Below are 17,383 nucleotides of genomic sequence, written 5' to 3' on the forward strand. Positions count from 1 at the left end.
AATAGCATTGGTAAATATACCACAATCCGCTCATGCTATCCCTATCAGCGGAGACAATGAAAGGTGACGTAGTGAAAATTCAAGCCATGCCAATAGCGAGTGAACAATCGATAACTCCTGATTGCAAGGCTTTATTTACCGGATTTATGACCTTAGGTTTGATGGGTTTTGGCGGAGTGTTACCGCTAGCACATCGCATGATTGTGGAACAACAAAAATGGCTGGATGAAAGTCAATTTACCAACCTCCTAGGCGTTTGTCAGTTATTGCCCGGCGGCAATATCATTAATATGTCAGTGGCTATTGGCATGCAGTTTCAAGGTATTAAAGGCGCCATCAGTTCTGTACTTGGACTTATTTTTGCGCCGACTGTGATCGTATTAATCATCTACCAAGTGTATGAACATTTTCAGTACTTAACGGTAGTACGACATCTTATTCAAGGATTAGCGGCTGCAGCTGCAGGACTTTTATTTGCCACTGGTTTCAAAATGCTTCGTCCTATTTTAAAAAGCAAACTAACACTGTTGACGATTACACTGACATTCATCTTTATGTTGTTATTTAAGCTACCGCTGGCTTTGACCTTACTTATTTTACTCACCATTAACGTTTTGATTCTGGGAGTGAAAAGATCATGATCTTGGTACTGATGACTCTAGCCGTAGTATTCACTCAGCTTTCTGTTTTAGCATTTGGAGGCGGCAATGCCATTCTCCCTGAAATGCAACATCAGGTGGTGAACATTCATCACTGGATGAGCACTGAACAGTTTAGTTCATTGTTTGCGATGGCACAGGCTGCACCAGGACCAAATATGATGATCGTCCCTCTTATTGGCTGGCATGTTGCGGGTCCTGCTGGTTTATTGGTGACATCGTTGGCGAAATTTGGTCCTTCATCGATGATTACGGTCTATGCACTAAAATTCTGGCAACGTTTTAAAGATCATCCTTTTAGACGTCGTTTTGAAAAAGCACTGAAACCTATCACGGTAGGTTTGGTTCTGGTCAGCGCATGGATGATTGCTCAGGCATCTGCACAAAATACGGTATTGGTCTTGATTGTTATTTTGACTGCGCTTTTGGGTTTATTTAAAAAAATCCATCCTCTTTGGGTCATGTTACTTGGTGCAACTTTGGGTATTGTTCTACTCTAATTTCAAATCCTGATAAGAAACCCGCTTTCGCGGGTCGTGATTTATTTATCTAGAATGGATTCAAAGGCTTTTAAACGTTTATGAATAGAAAGTAATTCAATAATGGTTTTCCATGAACTAATCAAATACTGAAATGATTGACGAACTTTATCAAAGACATTCCCAATTTGATTAATTAAGCCCAATGTCATTTTTCCTCCAGCAATGGAAGGAAACAACACAACCAGACTATATAAAATATCCAGTTGGCTGTACCAAGTTGCTACTAAATTGAAATAAGCGTAATGGAAATAAAGACGAAAATAGTTTTTACGCACTCGACTAAATAGCTCTTTTAAAGTGGCAGGTTGCGCACGATCGGCATGATCTTCACCATAGACCAGCTCCTTACGATATGCTGCTTCAACCTTTTGATTATTAAATTGTAATCCAGGCAATTTGATGCCAACGACCATTAATAACACCGTACCAAAAACAGCCCAAACAATTGCGGCCCAAACCAAGGAATGATTCAATTCTCCCACAACAGGAATGACGGGAACATATTTTGACAATTGAAAAAGTAAAGGTAGAAATGCGATTAAAGTCATCATGGCTTTTACCAGCTCTACCCCCAAATCCTCCAGAATCGTGGCAAAACGCATGGTGTCCTCTTGCACACGTTGTGAAGCGCCTTCAACATGTCTTAGTTTTTCCCAATTGGCCGTGTAATAATCATTCATTGCCGTACGCCAGCGAAAGACGTAGTGACTGGTAAAAAAGGCATTTACCACTGCAAGGGTCACACCCACCATAGCGATATAAAGAAAAACCATGGTTTCTTTATACAAATCTATGATATTTCCACCACCATGGGTCAGCATATTTTGAATCAAATCCCAAAACGGTACATACCATGCATTCACTGCAACACTAACCTGTACGCCAAACCAAATATTAAACAAAATAAAGGCTGAACCCCAAACTGACCATTTCTGCCACGGATTATCTGAAAGCATTTTCCAGAACAATGCAAACAAGGTGGTCGCGACAAAAAACCAGAGGTAAAACCATAAAAAAGCAGGTGACCAGAACCGACTCACACCTATTGGAAGTTCAGCTTCTGCATAGCCTTTGCTAAAGCCTAAAAACTCCCCCCATTCTTTGCCACCTGCGTACCAAAGCACGATATTGATTACAAACCAGAAAATCAACGACAAAAAAAACCATTTCGGTTTCGGAAAAAATGACTTGAACATGAAGTTGCGATATTCCTTTTTTACGCACTATCGTTGGGATAGAAATTAAGATCGAAATCTTAAATTCCGCCGAAATAACTGTCTGTTCTTTGTTATTTATGTAAAGCTCTATATAGCTCTTTTTAGGTGAATTACACAAGCACACATCTATACTGATGAGTTTGATTTCTATTTTTTATATTGAATTATATTTTCTAGAAACTTTAGAGCTAAGACTTCTTAATTTTCATGACTACAAGATTCTTTTTTTTAAAGCATTATTTATCAGAACTTAAAAGAATAAAAAATGGTGTTATTTGCATGCTCCAATTCGGTAAATAGGCAATATTTTATAACAGATTTTAGTTATTTTTTTTAAAATAAAAATAGCGGTTTTATCGTTTTAATATATCTAAAAAATCTCATATCTCTCTAAAAAATATAAATTTAACTTTAAAAAAATTGATCGCTATAAATGATTTTATTTGTCAGATATTAATCAAAAATTGCTGGAATGTGATATACAATGAATGGAATGTATACATTAGAAAAACAGGAATAAACTCTTATGGATTTAAAAGCAATCGAACTTCTTGAAACTATTACTTTACATAAAGAAAACTTTGCACCTAAGATTTTTGAAAAAGGCACTGTGCTTAAAGTCATGATGCCAACACCCAACTCTTTATTGGTATCAGATGATGATGGTTTTTCGTTCACTATCGCTTTAGATCAGGAAGGTAAGACTTGGCACAAACTTTAAATATTTTATTGATTGTAAAGTGAAGTTCTTTAGATTTTTATAGAATTAAGGGTTCTGTCAGATACTGAAATAAATTTTTGGGTCAAGGGAAAACACTGTGGGTTTGCTTCAACACTCATGACTTTATAAGTCATAACCTTTGCCTATAAACTTTTGATTTATAGCGTCCTAAGCCGAATCGAGACCTTTTGGGTGAGTACACACTTACGTTATACGTTTCGGTGCATGCTGCTCTTTTCGATCCCCTGCGGAACTTTTGTTCCTGACCTTGTAAAATAGTTTAGATAGAATCGGGAGAGATTGTTTTCCGAATTAAGCATTTTATCTAACACTATTGGAAATTTATCTCAAAAAACTTAAAATCTAAGAAAAATTTTTCCCACATCCCTTATTTTTTCAATTTATTTCATCTCATTTTCTTCTAATCTCGAAAATTTTCAATATTCTTAGACTCTATCTTTAAGGTTATAGTGAACCTATTAAGTTTCCCATTACGTCTGGATTAGCCACAACCTTCGTTGAGATTAGTTTTCATTTAGTACTTAAAACCTGAGGGAATAAAGCTGATTTTTTTAGAGAAATGGCGCAGAATAGAGTCTATTCTTGGGAATAAATGATGGGTTCAAAATTATCTTATGAGCAATTTAGCTTTCGCTTCATTTTCACTCAATGGTGTTGATGCACAAAAATTTTTACAAGGCCAAGTCACGGTCAATGTAGACGCTTTATCTGAAAATAGTACTCGTTATACCGCCATTTGTGATTTAAAGGGTCGTATCCATTTTGGGTTATGGTTAACAAAACAATCTTCCGAAAGCTTTCAAATTGTAACCACTCAGGATCAAAGTGAAGAGTTTGCTAAACATATCCGCAAATACGGTGCTTTTTCCAAGATGAAACTTGAGGAAACAGGCACGGTGTTTCCGACAATAATAGAAAAAAGCAGCGAATTTTCAACAGCCGAAACAGATGTTAACGCTTGGCAATTACAAAGCATCGAATCTGGTCAGGCATGGATTTCTCAGGTAACTGAACATGAGTTTCAACCTCAAGAGTTGCGTTTACACCAGCGTGAAGGTGTACATTATGACAAGGGTTGCTACTTAGGACAGGAAATCATTGCACGTCTCTGGTTTAAGGCAAAACCTAAACATTGGCTGCATTTAGTCTTGGGAAATGGTGAAGTCCCTGCTCCTGCGACAAAATTAAGTAATGATGTTGAAGTGGTCAATAGTATTGCAGTTGAAGGCGGCTATAAAGCACTAGTCGTAGGAAAACCCGCGGCGATTGAAGAGTTAAGCCTAACTGTCTTGGATTTACCAGAATATTTGAGCGGTGATGTCGCAAGACAGCAATAGTGCTGATAAATGCTCTATCTGTAGAAAAAAAACATAGCGTCGTCTAAGAGCAGAACGTCTAGTCGTAAATCATATAAATAGACGTTCTGTTTGGACAAATAAACAGACAGAACATGTCATTCCACAAATAGTCAAACACATTTCTTTACTATTGTTTTTCATCGTTTTTTGGCATGATCAAACGGCTTTTTATTGTGGAATACATCATGAAATTTTTATTGAGCGCATTTACGCTAAGTTTATTTAGTATCTCTCTGACCCATGCCAATATTGCAACTGTTCAGCAAAATCTAAAAAAGAATTTTCCAGATATTCCTGCGCAATCTGTACAGAACACCCCATTAAAAGATATTTATGAAGTATACATGGGCGGGCAAATTGTCTATACCAATGATGATGCCAATTACTTTTTTATAGGCAATTTGATCGACAACAAAAATCAGAAAAACTTAACTGAAGACAGTTTGCAGAAACTTGAGAAAATCGATGTTTCCACTTTGCCATTAAATCAGGCGATTAAACATGTCAAAGGAAATGGACAACGTACACTTTATCTCTTTAGTGACCCTGACTGTCCTTATTGTCAGCGCCTAGAAAAGCAGATGGCATCGGTCGATAATGTCACGATTTATTTATTTTTATATCCACTCAAAGGATTACATCCTAATGCTGAAAATATAGCCACCCAGATTTGGTGTGCCAAAGACCAATACACTGCATGGGAAAATTATCTGCTAAATAAAAAACAACCCGCAAAATCTGCTAGCTGTCAGACGCCTATTCAGAAGAATCTTGAATTGGGCAAACATTTAAAAATTAGCGGAACGCCGACTATGTTCCTTAAAAATGGCAACCGAATTACCGGTGCAATGGAAGCAGATGAATTAAATCAGCTTTTAGATGAAACCAAGTAAATTACGGGGGAAGTTTAGAAACATTTGAACTTCCCATATTTAATCAATTATTAAGCAATGACCTGTAAAAAAATTACACATTCAATCGCAATTTTTATATTTACATTCCCTATAAAGCTTTTATGATGATGATTCACGATGTAACCCCCATATTGTGCATCAATGGAATGATGTAAGTATGACAACAGGATTTTAAAATGAAAAAACTTCTTCTCGCGGGTCTTATTGCTTTATCTTCAACCACATTTGCTGCGGAAACAGCATCTCAAACAGGCGCAGCAAATAATCCGTTTGCTAAAGCTGAACAACTGTATAAAGATAAAAACTATAATGCTGCATATCAGGAAATGGATCGTTTAGCGAAAACAGGTAATGCTCAAGCGATTTATAATCAGGGATTTATGAGTGAGTTAGGACAAGGTACGGCTCAGGATTCCAAAAAAGCATTCGCTGCTTACGAAGAAGCATCCAATAAAGGTTATCCTGTTGCAACTTATCGGCTTGCGCAAATTTATATGGCAGGCGAACTAGGTGTTACTAAAGATGTAAAAAAAGGACGTGACTATCTGGAAAAAGCGTCGAGTGCAGGTCTGGATGAAGCAACCATAGAACTGGCAGTTTTGTTATTTGCTGAAAATAAAGATGCATCGAATAAATTAGCTTTACAAAAGCTACAACCTTTAATTAACAAAAATAATTATCGTGCAATGCACCTAAAAGCGATTTATGACATTAGTAATGGCTTTAAAACCAAGAATGAAGCCGCGATTAAGGTTGGTTTAGCCAGCATCGAAAGTCTGGCTAAAAAAGGCTATATTCCTGCCCTGATGGCAGTCGGAAATATGATGACTAATGGGAATATTGTTCCACAAAATTTACCAGAAGCCCGAAAAATTTTTGCTGCTTTAGCTCAGGATAATGTACCTCAGGCTAAAGAATCACTGGCTGCGGTCGATAAACTTATTGCTGAAAAAGCAAAAGCACCTGCTCCAAAAGCAAAAAGCTAAATGAAACAACATATGATTTTGCCTCAATGATCGAGGCAAAATCACTCACCACCATAACACAATCAATCCACTCACCCCTACAAAGCCCAGAATAGTGCTGAGCATAAGCGGGGTTAAAGCTCGTTCATTTAAACCATAAGCCTGACCAAAAATTCCAAAGGCGATTGGCATTGGTAACGCAGCCAAAATGGTTCCTGCGTATAACATTTCCTGACTGACATCTGGCAAGACACGAAGTAGACTATAAATCAGCAAAGGCATCAATATCACTTTGAAAGCCACCAACAAACCACTTTGCAGATTCACAGCGGTCATTCCCATTCCTACCAGACTCCCCCCAATAACAAATAAGGCCAATGGTGATGCCGTTTTACCCAATAGTGCTAAAGATTGATCCACTAAAGCAGGAAGTTGAAGGTCTAAAAGGATACACCCCATTCCCAAAATAATGGCAATAATAACTGGATTCTTTAACAAATTCTGGGCGGTTTTTTGCAGTAGAGGCCAGATACGTTGCTGTTCTTGTTGCCCTGCTTCTGCCAATGCTAAAACTAAGGCCAATATCAATAAGTTTTCCAAAATGAGCGTCAGTGAAATATAGATCGCAGCATGTGATCCCATTAACAGACTCAATACAGCCGTTCCAATAAAGCCGGTATTTGACATCGATGCACCCATCGCCAGTACGGCAGTTGGCGTAAGAGCATGATCAAAGCAGTAACGATAACAATAAAATGCCAGTGCAAAAATAATCAGTGAACCGCCACCATAAGCGACAAAATAAGAGGGATGCCAAATATCATTCAGGCTTTTATTGGACAAGGCATAAAGCAAAAAAGCAGGTAAAGCAATTTTAATAATGAAGGCGCTCAGTGCCTTGATTTGGTCGGGTGAAATTAATCGAATAGAGACACTTAAAAAGCCTGCAAATAGTAACAAAAAAATCGGCACGATCACCTGTACAACCACATCGACATCCTTTTTCAATAAAAGAAAGACTCAAATTCGATTGAGTCTTTCTTGGTTTTGATTAACCACTAAAGGGTTTAAAAAGCTGTTTCAAACCATGAGGTTGACAACGCAGATATTGTGGTGAGATTTCAATTTCCGCCCCCAGAGCAGCAGCAGCATGCCAAGGCCAGCGTGGATCGTATTGAATCGCTCTGGCCAATGCAATCGCATCCGCTTGATCATTCTGTAAAATAGCTTCAGCTTGTTCAGGCTCTGTAATTAAACCTACAGCAATGACAGGAACAGAAACTTTGGATTTAATCTGTTCAGCAAAAGGTACCTGATAATTCGCACCAATTTTAATGTCTTGAAGTTCGTGTAAACCGCCACTGGAAACATGGATGTAGACAGCACCCAATTGTTGCAATGCCAAAGATAAACCAATACTGGATTCAATATCCCAACCATGTGCAGGCTCCATCCAGTCTGTCGCAGAAATACGAATACCGACCGGGAAATCCTTTGGTAAAGCCGTTTTAATCGCCTGAAGAACTTCAAGCGTCATGCGAATACGATTCTCAAATGACCCGCCATATTCATCGGTACGCTGATTCGACAAAGGGGATAAAAACTGATGCAATAAATAGCCATGTGCCGCATGAATTTCGATAAGCTTAAAACCAGCTTCCATGGCTCGAACTGCCGCAGCCGCAAAATCTGCCTGAATTTGTTTTATCTCATCAATAGTAAGCGCATGTGGTGCCAAGTCATGAGAACCAAAAGCGATTTCACTGGGTGCCAAAGTTTGCCAGCCATGGGGTTGATCTGGCGCAATTTGCCCCTTGCCTAGCCATGGTTTATCTGTAGAAGCTTTACGGCCTGCATGCGCTAGTTGTATACCAAATGGAATTGGGGAAAGTTGTTGAATTTTCTCCAATAATACTTTGATTTTGTCTCGTTGAGTATCATTCCAAAGCCCCACATCGGCATAACTAATCCGTCCTTGTGGTTGTACCGCAGACGCCTCAATAATGCATAAACCTGCTCCTGAAAGGGCATAATTGGCCCATTGCTGTTCATGCCAATACGTGATTTCACCGTCATCTGTTGCAGAATATTGACACATCGGTGCAATCACGATTTTATTGCTAAGGCCCAATGAACCAAATTGTATACTTTCAAATAATTTTACCACCTGTCACCTCTGCACATTAATTTTCATTAAAATTGTTTACTTACTCTCAAACCCGCACTCCAGTTACGTCCATCAGCAGGTTCAAAAAAACGTGAATTACCATCATTGACGATAATTGATCCGGCATAGTCTTTATCTAATAAGTTATCCACACGGCTAAAAACATTCACTTTCCAGTCTTGTAACTGCCATGCATAGCCTGCATAAGCGGCTACAACGGTATAACTTGGTGCTGCGTCTGTATTTTGATCATCGACGTAAATTTTATCGTTATATTGAGCATCGACCCCACCATAAAAACCTGTTTGCGGTTTCCATGACAATGCAAGATACGCCTGATTTTTGGCAATTCCGGGAATATAAGCATCTTTATCAATGGCTTTGGCAACGACTTTGCCATTCTGGTCATAAATTGCTGCGGTATTGCTATCAAATTTTGCATCCAGATAAGCATAACTTGCCGTAGCGATCAGATCGCGCCAAAGTTGTTTATTCCATGAGAGTTCTACACCTTCACGCAAGGTTTGATCTGCATTACGGAAAGTAGACCGCCCATCCACACTTCCCGCTGAAACAATATCATCTTTGGTTTTAGTTTGAAAAATTGCCAAAGTAAAATCACCTAGCGGATTTTGTGACTTCAAACCCGCTTCGTAGGTATCACTGTTGGAGGGCTTTAGATTAAAATTAAACCCTGAAATACTCGCGTCTGTGTTGTAAGCCATTTCAGTGAAGGTGGGTGTCTCAAAACCTTTGGCATAGCTTACATACGCCAAAAGCTCAGGAATAATTTGCCAGCTTAAAGCCGCTGAAGGCAAGACTTTAGAATAATCCGTCTTACCACTATCATCTGGATTGGTGGCACTAATATAATCGTCATCCGATTTATAATGGACGTTGCTATAACGTACGCCTGTATCTAAACGCCATGTGGGTAAAAACTGCCATGAAGCCTGTAAATAGGGATCAATATTCCACAACGTATTGTTTTCATCACGGCGTAAATTACCTTTAACCCCATAACTCGGCTGATTGTTCATTAAAGTAAAATTTTCATAACCTTGACGATCTTCATCCATTGCATCCAGTGCGACACCTGCACTCACGGTTACATTCGGAAGAAGCTCTTTGCCAGTCCAACGTAGATCGGCTCCATAATAATTACGATCAAACTCAATTACACCACCTGCATGACGAGGATTGGTCTGAGCAGATTGAGGAATGGACTGATATTGAGTAACCTGCCGCTGGCCAAAGTAAGCCATCGCGTACAGTTCATTTTTATCATTTAATGGCTTTAACCATGTCAATCCAGTTTGTGTCTGTTCAATTTCTTTGCGAACATCATAGATGTTATGGGCATCATTCACTTGTTTTGGATTAGCGTTCCATTGATCACGCGTCAATCCTTGTGGATCATCGGCATTAATCTTTAAATAATTGGTAATCCAGTTAATTTTGGAACCATCTTCAAGATTCCAGGTCAATTTGGCATTATTCAGGACTTTATTGGCAGCGCTATGATCTCGATAACCATCAGTATCGAAATAAGATGAACTAATCACATAACTGGGTTGGTTGGCTTGGCTTGCGCCTCCCTGCAACACCATTCCTACGCGGTTTTTATCATGACTGCCACCCGAATAACTCAATTCAACTGAGTCTTTGCCCTCACCTTCTTTGGTTGTGGTCAGCAGAGTACCACCTGATGAATTACCATAGAGTGACGAAAAAGGTCCTGTTAATACTTCAATATGATCCAGACTGCTCAAATCAATATTAGAAGTTTGTCCCTGACCATCTGGCATAGTCGCAGGAATGCCATCGACATATAATCGAATCCCACGCACTCCAAAGGTTGAACGTGCACCAAAACCATGCATGGAAAGTTGTAAATCTTGTGCATAGTTTTCACGGTTATGCAGTTGTAAACTTGGAATGCCCTTAACCACTTCAGTCAAATTAACTTGAGAGCTTTCATCCTGCTTGGGTGCATCAATTCGAAAAACGGATGCTGGAGTTTGCAAATAAGTCGTGTCGGTACGCGTTGCTTCTACCTTAATAGTCGGTAATGCAACAGCTTCTGGCACTTCTGCCCATACAGCGCAACTACTAAGCCCAGTAAATAAAAACATGGAAGAATATAATGTATTGAATTGCATAAAGCGCATTCAGTCATCCTTTAATATCAACGATTAGCCCAAAAAGAATTTGTTATATAATTTTGTATATGAAGTTTAACATATCGACAAAAAACGATTTTAACGAATCATGCCAACTTTCAATATATCAGTTTGGTTATTTTGATTAATAGTTCAAAATTTTAACGGCTTAAACTTGGATGATCTTTCCAACAATAACGTTCTAGCCAGTCTTTCGCTTCTTCTGCATAGTCGATTCCAACTCGTTTTTCGCGAACCACATCTGGCTGGACAATCTTATTTTCCACCCATAAACCATTTTCAACACCTAATGTCTTGGCTTTAAACTTTTCACTAATATCCAACTGTTTAGTAAGTTTTCCTGGCCCAGATAAACGTTTAAAATCTGTTTTAGAAACAGAGTCTGCAAAAAAAGCGGCTCTGAGCATCACACCTTCTGGTTCTTGTTCAGTCTGCGTAATCAGATTGAGCATGTGATACATCCCATAGATGAGATAGACATAAATATGCCCACCAGAGCTATACATTATTTCGGTTCGTGGAGTACGTCGTCCGCCATAGTTATGACTAGCTTTATCGCGAACGCCCAAATATGCTTCTGTTTCGCTAATGGTACACCGTAGAATTTCACCATTGTTCTGACGTACACAAAGCTGACAGCCGATCAATTGCTCTGCCACAGTTGAAGTATCACGCTGAAACCATGTTAATGGTAAAATTTCTGACATCACGCTACCATGAGTGAGTGGGAAAATGATGATCTCTCTAATCATCAACTTACAGCTCAATTTTGCAATTGATGTAATCACCCCCATATTAACACCGAATTATTTCATCGAGCCGTAAATGCCAGAATTACCTGAAGTTGAAACCACAAAAACTAGCTTATTGCCCTTGTTAGAACAACGTGTGCAAATCGTTCAAGTCCGTGAATCTCGTTTACGCTGGCCTATTCCAGACAATATTATCCGCTTACAAGGGCAACGTTTATCAGGTTTAAAAAGACGTTCTAAATATATTCTGGCTGAGTTCGAACAGGATCACATGTTGTGGCATTTGGGTATGTCTGGTAGTTTTCGGCTTGCCACCGCACAAGATGAATTACGCAAACATGATCATTTGATTATCAGTTTTGAAGACGGTACACAGTTACGCTACCACGATCCGCGTCGGTTTGGCTGTATTTTATGGCTGAACGATGAATCCCAAACTAAACTACTCAATCCACTTGGCCCTGAGCCTTTAAGTGATGAGTTTAATGCGGATTATCTTTATCAAAAGCTCAAAAGCAAGCAAGTCGGCATAAAAATTGCAATTATGGATAATCACGTGGTGGTGGGTGTTGGAAATATTTATGCCACTGAAAGCCTGTTTAATTTAGGTATTCATCCAGCGCAACCTGCCCATAGTTTGACAAAAAAGCAGGTCTTTCAATTGGTGGTGGAAATCAAGCGCATCTTAAAATCTGCTATTGAGCTAGGAGGTTCAACCTTGCGTGACTTTACCAATGCAGTGGGTGAAAATGGCTATTTTCAGCAGACGTTATTGGCATATGGTCGAGCTGGTGAAATGTGCGTAAACTGTGAAACACCCTTGGAAAACCTAAAACTTGGGCAACGTGCTAGTGTATTTTGTCCACAATGCCAGCCCCTAAAACGCGTTAAAGTTTAAAATTTGTCCTCAACAGACTTAGGAGACATGCTCATGCAAACTGCAATTGTTCGACATATTCTGGTTAAAGACAAAGATCTTGCAGAACAGCTAAAAAAGAAAATTTTATCTGGTGCTGATTTTGCCAAAATTGCCAAACAGTATTCTACCTGTAACTCTGCCAAACGCGGTGGAGAACTAGGGGAAGTTAAAAAGGGACAACTGGTTCCTGTAATTGACAAGATCGTGTTTACTGCCGCAGAACGAATCTTGCAGGGTCCCATCAAAAGCCAATTTGGTTTTCATTTACTTGAAGTTAAATTTAGAACTGAATTTGCTTAGCCTATTTCTAAAGGGAATTAAAATTTAAATCCTGTTATGGCTGCAAACTCTTTGCTTGAGGGTTCATCTGATAGGTCCAGCTTTCAATCATTTCACCAGTTTCTAGTTCAACCATGACTTTAACACGCTGATATTGAAAGCCCTCAAACTCATCCAACATTGACCAATGTTCAGCCAGTTTATGGGTGCTAAATACCAATCCTGATACTCTAGGTGCATTTTCATCCAGGACTAAGGCAGGAAGACCTTGGTCTGGTCCCCAGTCTAAAGTATGAACCACGCCAGTGACAAAAGCCTTCTGCCATTGCCCGCCAATATTTCCCAGAATATGTGCATTTTCACGATCTGGACATAAAGTTCCATAAGCAAAAAGTCGATTCATCTCTGAGCATTTCCTGTCGTTGGCTGATATTTCAGTGGCCATATTTTAAGGCCTTCGACAAAAACCTCAAGTAGCCAACGCAACTAAAAGATATTTTAACGCATAAAAAAAACGGCATAAATTATGCCGTTTTTAACTTCATCCAAATTAAACGTTTGGACGATTTTTTAATTCATCACGAATTTCACGAAGAAGTTCAATATCTTCTGGGGTTGCCGCAGGTGCAGGCTCTGCCTGATTACGGCGCATACGATTAATCAACTTGACCATAAGAAACACCACCCAAGCCAAGATCAGGAAGTTAATTAAAATGGTAAGGAAATTACCATAAGTCAATACGTTAACCCCTGCTTTTTGCAGAGCATCCAATGATTGTAAGTTATTGGGATTGGCACCCAAAACAACGAACTTCTGGGTGAAATCCACACCGCCACCTGTAATTACAGTGATTAACGGCATAATAATATCTTTTACCAATGAGTCGACGATTTTACCAAATGCACCACCGATGATGACACCGACAGCCAGATCAATCATATTGCCCTTAACAGCGAATTCTCTGAATTCTTGAATAATACTCATCTCTATTTTCTCCAGTCGGGAACCGCTATTCCCTTGTTTTTTGTTCTAATCACGGCTTAACATTAGTGTTAATGGATTATGTGCTAATGCTTGTTAATTTAATATTTTTCCAAAAAAAAGAAAGTTATTTCACACTTTAACAACATTTTTATTTGAATGAAAATATGAACTTAAGCATAGTCAACAAAATATTTGATTGCCAATAAAAAACCGCTAAACGAATTTAGCGGTTTTTGGACTTAAATCAAAAATAAATTATTTATCACGATTACGTTTACGTTCGTTTTCAGTCAAATAACGCTTACGAATACGAATTGATTTAGGGGTTACTTCAACTAATTCATCATCTTCAATGAATTCAAGTGCTTGTTCAAGCGTGTATTCAATTGCAGGTGTTAAAGTTAAGGCATCATCAGTACCCGATGCACGAACGTTAGTCAGCTGTTTTGCTTTAGTTGGGTTTACTACCATATCATCAGAGCGCGAGTTAATGCCGACGATCATACCTTCGTAAACTTCTAACTGTGGTTTGGCAAACAAACGACCACGGTCTTGCAAACTGAACAATGCATAGCCCAAGCAAGTGCCTTGAACCATTGAAATCAATACACCGTTTTGACGTTTCGCAACAGTACCTTGTTTAACAGGTCCATAATGCGAGAAGCTTGATGTCATAATCCCTGTACCAGATGTCATGGTTAAGAATTCTGAACGGAAACCAATCAAGCCACGTGACGGAACAGTCGCTTCAATACGGATACGGCCTTTCCCGTCTACTTCCATATTGGTCATTTCACCTTTACGGTGGCCCATTTGCTCCATCACCGCACCTTGATGTTGTTCTTCAACATCAAACGTCACGTTTTCATATGGCTCTTGTTTTTCACCATCAACTTCTTTGATGATCACTTGCGGACGAGATACACCCATCTCAAAGCCTTCACGGCGCATGTTTTCGATCAATACAGAAAGATGAAGTTCACCACGACCAGATACTTTAAAACGGTCTGGACTATCTGTGTCTTCGACACGAAGTGCAACATTATGAATCAATTCACGATCTAGACGTTCACGAATATTACGTGAAGTCACGAATTTGCCTTCTTTACCTGCAAACGGTGAGTTGTTTACCTGGAATGTCATCGATACTGTAGGCTCATCTACAGACAATGGCGGTAATGCTTCAACATTTTTCGGATCACATACTGTATCTGAAATGTTGAGTGCATCAATACCAGTAATACATACGATATCACCTGCAGAAGCTTCTTCTACATCGATACGCTCTAAACCGTGATAACCCATGATTTTTAAGATACGACCGTTACGAGTCTTACCTTCTTTATCAATAACAGTTACTGGAGTATTTAACTTCACAGAACCACGTTGAATACGACCAACACCAATTACGCCCACAAAACTATTATAGTCAAGTGATGAAATTTGCATTTGGAACGGACCCTCCGCATCTACTGCAGGTGGTTCAACAATGTCTACAACCGTTTCAAACAACGGTGTCATATCATCAGCCAATTCTTCTGGCGAAGGACCTGCCACACCACGTAAGCCTGACGCATAAACGATTGGGAAGTCTAACTGTTCGTCAGTTGCACCCAAGTTATCAAACAAGTCAAATACTTGATCGATAACCCAGTCTGGACGTGCACTTGGTTTGTCTACTTTGTTAATGATCACGATAGGCTTCAAACCACGTGCAAAGGCTTTTTGTGTCACAAAACGTGTTTGTGGCATTGGGCCTTCTTGAGCATCAACAAGAAGAAGTACACAATCAACCATCGACAGTACACGTTCTACTTCACCACCAAAGTCGGCGTGTCCCGGGGTATCGACGATATTAATACGGTAAGTCGTATCAGTACGCTTGTCTAACCAAGTAATGGCAGTGTTTTTTGCCAAAATGGTAATACCACGTTCGCTTTCAAGCGCATTCGAGTCCATGACACGCTCAATCTCGCCTGCACGATCACCCAAAGCACCTGATTGTTGAAGAAGTTTATCGACAAGCGTGGTTTTACCATGGTCGACGTGTGCAATAATTGCAATATTGCGGAGATTTTTGATATCTGACATGAAAATTCGATAAGCCTAAAACTTGAGGGCAAATTATACAGAAAAATCCTACATAAAAGTAGTGACAGTTTATTGACATGCACTTGTTTTTTTCATGTGTTTGTCTTTTTTTCTTTGGTAAAGGTCAGGATCTCGATTAGAATAGCGCCAACTTGCAGTTAGTGATTTTTTCCTCCCATGTCTGATTTACAAGACTCTGCGCCAAAGTCAGGTGAAAAACTTGATTTGATTTATGGCCTGAATGACCGTCCTGCTCCTTTTGTCTCTTTTCTTGCTGCCCTGCAACATCTTTTAGCAATTATTGTCCCTATTGTTACACCAGGACTGCTAATTTGTCTGGCGCTCGGTGTTTCTCGCGAAGAAACCAACATGATTTTATCCATGTCTTTGGTTATTTCCGGCATCGCAACATTTTTACAATGTAAAAAAGTCGGGCCATTTGGCGCAGGCTTACTCATTGTACAAGGCACCAGTTTTAACTTTATTGGTCCGATTATCGGAATCGGTAGCGCGATGGTAGCCGCAGGAACGCCAGTGAATCAGGTTATGGCAGCTATTTTTGGTGTAGTGATTGCGGGCTCATTTATTGAAATGGGTGTATCCCGAATTCTACCGTGGGTGAAAAAACTGATCACGCCGTTGGTCACAGGTATCGTAGTACTAATGATTGGTTTGACCTTAATTAAAGAAGGTTTGATCAGTATGGGCGGTGGTTATCAGGCGATGCAAAACCAAACCTTTGCCAGTACAGATAACCTGATTATGTCATGTACAGTACTTGCGATTATTATTCTACTCAATCGTATTCGGATTATCTGGGTTAAAAGTTCCGCAATTTTAATTGCACTCATTGTTGGTTACGTGCTAGCAGGCTTCATGGGACATCTGGATTTTTCAGGATTACATGAAACTCCATTCGTACAAATTCCAACACCAATGCACTTTGGTTTAAGCTTTTCATGGAGCTTATTTATTCCAATGGCATTTATTTATCTGGTGACATCTTTAGAAGCGATTGGCGATATTACAGCGACCAGTAAACTATCCAATGAACCCGTAAATGGTTCAAAATGGATGGCCCGTATTAAAGGCGGCGTATTGGTCAATGGTGCAAATTCTCTACTTGCGGGTTTATTTAACACCTTTCCTAGCTCAGTTTTTGCACAAAATAACGGCGTTATCCAATTGACAGGTGTTGCCAGTCGTTATGTCGGCATTTGGATTGCAATTTTATTGATCGTACTTGGTCTATTCCCTATGGTTTCTGGCGTGATTCAAGCCGTACCCCAAGCAGTATTAGGTGGTGCAGTCATGGTTATGTTTGGAGCTGTTGCTGCCTCAGGAATTAACATTTTATCCGGGATTCATCTGGATCGTCGTGCATTATTAATTATTGCCATTTCTCTGGCTCTAGGGTTGGGCGTTGCTCAGGTACCACAAATTCTTGAACATTTACCTGAACTATTTAAAAATATCTTTAGTTCTGGTGTGGCAACGGGTGGTATTGCGGCCTTAATTTTAAATATTGTTTTGCCTGAACATAAACATTAAATTGGGCAATTAAAATGAATTTGCCCAGTTTGACTGGGCTTTCTTATTCATGAGAGATG

General features: G+C 39.4%; 17 protein-coding genes. 9 read left to right on the forward strand and 8 right to left on the reverse strand.

Annotation, left to right across the window (positions count from 1 at the left end):
* The first annotated feature begins 71 nt into the window (after window positions 1–71).
* Window positions 72–641, forward strand: coding sequence for a chromate transporter (locus IAE19_RS12675; protein WP_413784521.1), 570 nt, complete (start codon window positions 72–74; stop codon window positions 639–641).
* Between the two features lie 2 nt (window positions 642–643).
* On the forward strand, window positions 644–1,159 hold the full coding sequence (locus IAE19_RS12680) for a chromate transporter (protein ID WP_200461346.1): 516 nt from the start codon (window positions 644–646) through the stop codon (window positions 1,157–1,159).
* Window positions 1,160–1,200: 41 nt separating this feature from the next.
* Here IAE19_RS12680 and sbmA read toward each other — a convergent pair whose 3' ends face one another.
* On the reverse strand, window positions 1,201–2,397 hold the full coding sequence (gene sbmA / locus IAE19_RS12685) for a peptide antibiotic transporter SbmA (RefSeq protein WP_200461284.1): 1,197 nt from the start codon (window positions 2,395–2,397) through the stop codon (window positions 1,201–1,203).
* Between the two features lie 547 nt (window positions 2,398–2,944).
* Here sbmA and IAE19_RS12690 point away from each other — a divergent pair.
* The 4 genes from IAE19_RS12690 (at window position 2,945) to IAE19_RS12705 (ending at window position 6,418) form a co-directional block, all read left to right on the forward strand.
* Window positions 2,945–3,139, forward strand: coding sequence for a hypothetical protein (locus tag IAE19_RS12690; RefSeq protein ID WP_200461285.1), 195 nt, complete (start codon window positions 2,945–2,947; stop codon window positions 3,137–3,139).
* 635 nt (window positions 3,140–3,774) lie between these two features.
* Window positions 3,775–4,497, forward strand: a complete 723-nt coding sequence (locus tag IAE19_RS12695; RefSeq protein ID WP_200461286.1) for a YgfZ/GcvT domain-containing protein — start codon at window positions 3,775–3,777, stop codon at window positions 4,495–4,497.
* A 206-nt stretch (window positions 4,498–4,703) separates the two neighbouring features.
* Window positions 4,704–5,411, forward strand: a complete 708-nt coding sequence (locus IAE19_RS12700; RefSeq protein WP_200461287.1) for a DsbC family protein — start codon at window positions 4,704–4,706, stop codon at window positions 5,409–5,411.
* Between the two features lie 197 nt (window positions 5,412–5,608).
* Window positions 5,609–6,418 carry a tetratricopeptide repeat protein gene (locus IAE19_RS12705; RefSeq protein ID WP_200461288.1) on the forward strand — a complete coding sequence of 270 codons (810 nt, stop codon included), beginning with the start codon at window positions 5,609–5,611 and terminating at the stop codon, window positions 6,416–6,418.
* Between the two features lie 45 nt (window positions 6,419–6,463).
* Here IAE19_RS12705 and IAE19_RS12710 read toward each other — a convergent pair whose 3' ends face one another.
* From IAE19_RS12710 to IAE19_RS12725, 4 genes are all read right to left on the reverse strand, one after another.
* Window positions 6,464–7,387: an AEC family transporter gene (locus IAE19_RS12710; protein WP_200461289.1), complete on the reverse strand. Its 924-nt coding sequence runs from the start codon at window positions 7,385–7,387 to the stop codon at window positions 6,464–6,466.
* Between the two features lie 61 nt (window positions 7,388–7,448).
* Window positions 7,449–8,564 carry an NADH:flavin oxidoreductase/NADH oxidase gene (locus IAE19_RS12715; protein ID WP_200461290.1) on the reverse strand — a complete coding sequence of 372 codons (1,116 nt, stop codon included), beginning with the start codon at window positions 8,562–8,564 and terminating at the stop codon, window positions 7,449–7,451.
* 26 nt (window positions 8,565–8,590) lie between these two features.
* Window positions 8,591–10,735, reverse strand: a complete 2,145-nt coding sequence (locus IAE19_RS12720) for a TonB-dependent receptor family protein (protein ID WP_200461291.1) — start codon at window positions 10,733–10,735, stop codon at window positions 8,591–8,593.
* Window positions 10,736–10,887: 152 nt separating this feature from the next.
* The gene (locus tag IAE19_RS12725) at window positions 10,888–11,454 is read right to left on the reverse strand and encodes a DNA-3-methyladenine glycosylase (RefSeq protein WP_200461292.1); all 567 of its coding nucleotides are present in this window, start codon (window positions 11,452–11,454) and stop codon (window positions 10,888–10,890) included.
* Window positions 11,455–11,572: 118 nt separating this feature from the next.
* Here IAE19_RS12725 and mutM point away from each other — a divergent pair, with 118 nt between their 5' ends.
* The gene (gene mutM, locus IAE19_RS12730) at window positions 11,573–12,397 is read left to right on the forward strand and encodes a bifunctional DNA-formamidopyrimidine glycosylase/DNA-(apurinic or apyrimidinic site) lyase (RefSeq protein ID WP_200461293.1); all 825 of its coding nucleotides are present in this window, start codon (window positions 11,573–11,575) and stop codon (window positions 12,395–12,397) included.
* Window positions 12,398–12,430: 33 nt separating this feature from the next.
* Window positions 12,431–12,718: a peptidylprolyl isomerase gene (locus IAE19_RS12735; RefSeq protein ID WP_200461294.1), complete on the forward strand. Its 288-nt coding sequence runs from the start codon at window positions 12,431–12,433 to the stop codon at window positions 12,716–12,718.
* Between the two features lie 34 nt (window positions 12,719–12,752).
* On the opposite strand, the gene IAE19_RS12740 is transcribed toward IAE19_RS12735, so the two are convergent.
* The 3 genes from IAE19_RS12740 to typA all read right to left on the reverse strand — a co-directional run bounded on the left by IAE19_RS12740 (window position 12,753) and on the right by typA (window position 15,773).
* On the reverse strand, window positions 12,753–13,100 hold the full coding sequence (locus tag IAE19_RS12740; RefSeq protein WP_200461295.1) for a gamma-glutamylcyclotransferase family protein: 348 nt from the start codon (window positions 13,098–13,100) through the stop codon (window positions 12,753–12,755).
* A gap of 147 nt (window positions 13,101–13,247) precedes the next feature.
* Window positions 13,248–13,682, reverse strand: coding sequence for a large conductance mechanosensitive channel protein MscL (mscL, locus tag IAE19_RS12745; RefSeq protein WP_200461296.1), 435 nt, complete (start codon window positions 13,680–13,682; stop codon window positions 13,248–13,250).
* 255 nt (window positions 13,683–13,937) lie between these two features.
* Window positions 13,938–15,773 carry a translational GTPase TypA gene (gene typA, locus IAE19_RS12750; RefSeq protein ID WP_200461297.1) on the reverse strand — a complete coding sequence of 612 codons (1,836 nt, stop codon included), beginning with the start codon at window positions 15,771–15,773 and terminating at the stop codon, window positions 13,938–13,940.
* A 177-nt stretch (window positions 15,774–15,950) separates the two neighbouring features.
* On the opposite strand from typA, the gene IAE19_RS12755 reads away from it, so the two are divergent.
* Window positions 15,951–17,324, forward strand: a complete 1,374-nt coding sequence (locus IAE19_RS12755; RefSeq protein ID WP_200461298.1) for a uracil-xanthine permease family protein — start codon at window positions 15,951–15,953, stop codon at window positions 17,322–17,324.
* Window positions 17,325–17,383 lie beyond the last annotated feature (59 nt).

The sequence above is a fragment of the Acinetobacter sp. S40 genome, from assembly GCF_016624705.1.
Classification (GTDB): Bacteria; Pseudomonadota; Gammaproteobacteria; order Pseudomonadales; family Moraxellaceae; genus Acinetobacter.

Bases quoted from the DNA above. Each gene is read 5' to 3' on its own strand.
- IAE19_RS12700 (WP_200461287.1), top strand. From the start codon at position 4,704: ATGAAATTTTTATTGAGCGCATTTACGCTAAGTTTATTTAGTATCTCT.
- IAE19_RS12705 (WP_200461288.1), top strand. From the start codon at position 5,609: ATGAAAAAACTTCTTCTCGCGGGTCTTATTGCTTTATCTTCAACCACA.
- mscL (WP_200461296.1), bottom strand. From the start codon at position 13,682: ATGAGTATTATTCAAGAATTCAGAGAATTCGCTGTTAAGGGCAATATG.
- IAE19_RS12695 (WP_200461286.1), top strand. From the start codon at position 3,775: ATGAGCAATTTAGCTTTCGCTTCATTTTCACTCAATGGTGTTGATGCA.
- mutM (WP_200461293.1), top strand. From the start codon at position 11,573: ATGCCAGAATTACCTGAAGTTGAAACCACAAAAACTAGCTTATTGCCC.
- typA (WP_200461297.1), bottom strand. From the start codon at position 15,773: ATGTCAGATATCAAAAATCTCCGCAATATTGCAATTATTGCACACGTC.
- IAE19_RS12720 (WP_200461291.1), bottom strand. From the start codon at position 10,735: ATGCGCTTTATGCAATTCAATACATTATATTCTTCCATGTTTTTATTT.
- IAE19_RS12690 (WP_200461285.1), top strand. From the start codon at position 2,945: ATGGATTTAAAAGCAATCGAACTTCTTGAAACTATTACTTTACATAAA.
- IAE19_RS12740 (WP_200461295.1), bottom strand. From the start codon at position 13,100: ATGAATCGACTTTTTGCTTATGGAACTTTATGTCCAGATCGTGAAAAT.
- IAE19_RS12755 (WP_200461298.1), top strand. From the start codon at position 15,951: ATGTCTGATTTACAAGACTCTGCGCCAAAGTCAGGTGAAAAACTTGAT.
- IAE19_RS12735 (WP_200461294.1), top strand. From the start codon at position 12,431: ATGCAAACTGCAATTGTTCGACATATTCTGGTTAAAGACAAAGATCTT.
- IAE19_RS12725 (WP_200461292.1), bottom strand. From the start codon at position 11,454: ATGTCAGAAATTTTACCATTAACATGGTTTCAGCGTGATACTTCAACT.
- sbmA (WP_200461284.1), bottom strand. From the start codon at position 2,397: ATGTTCAAGTCATTTTTTCCGAAACCGAAATGGTTTTTTTTGTCGTTG.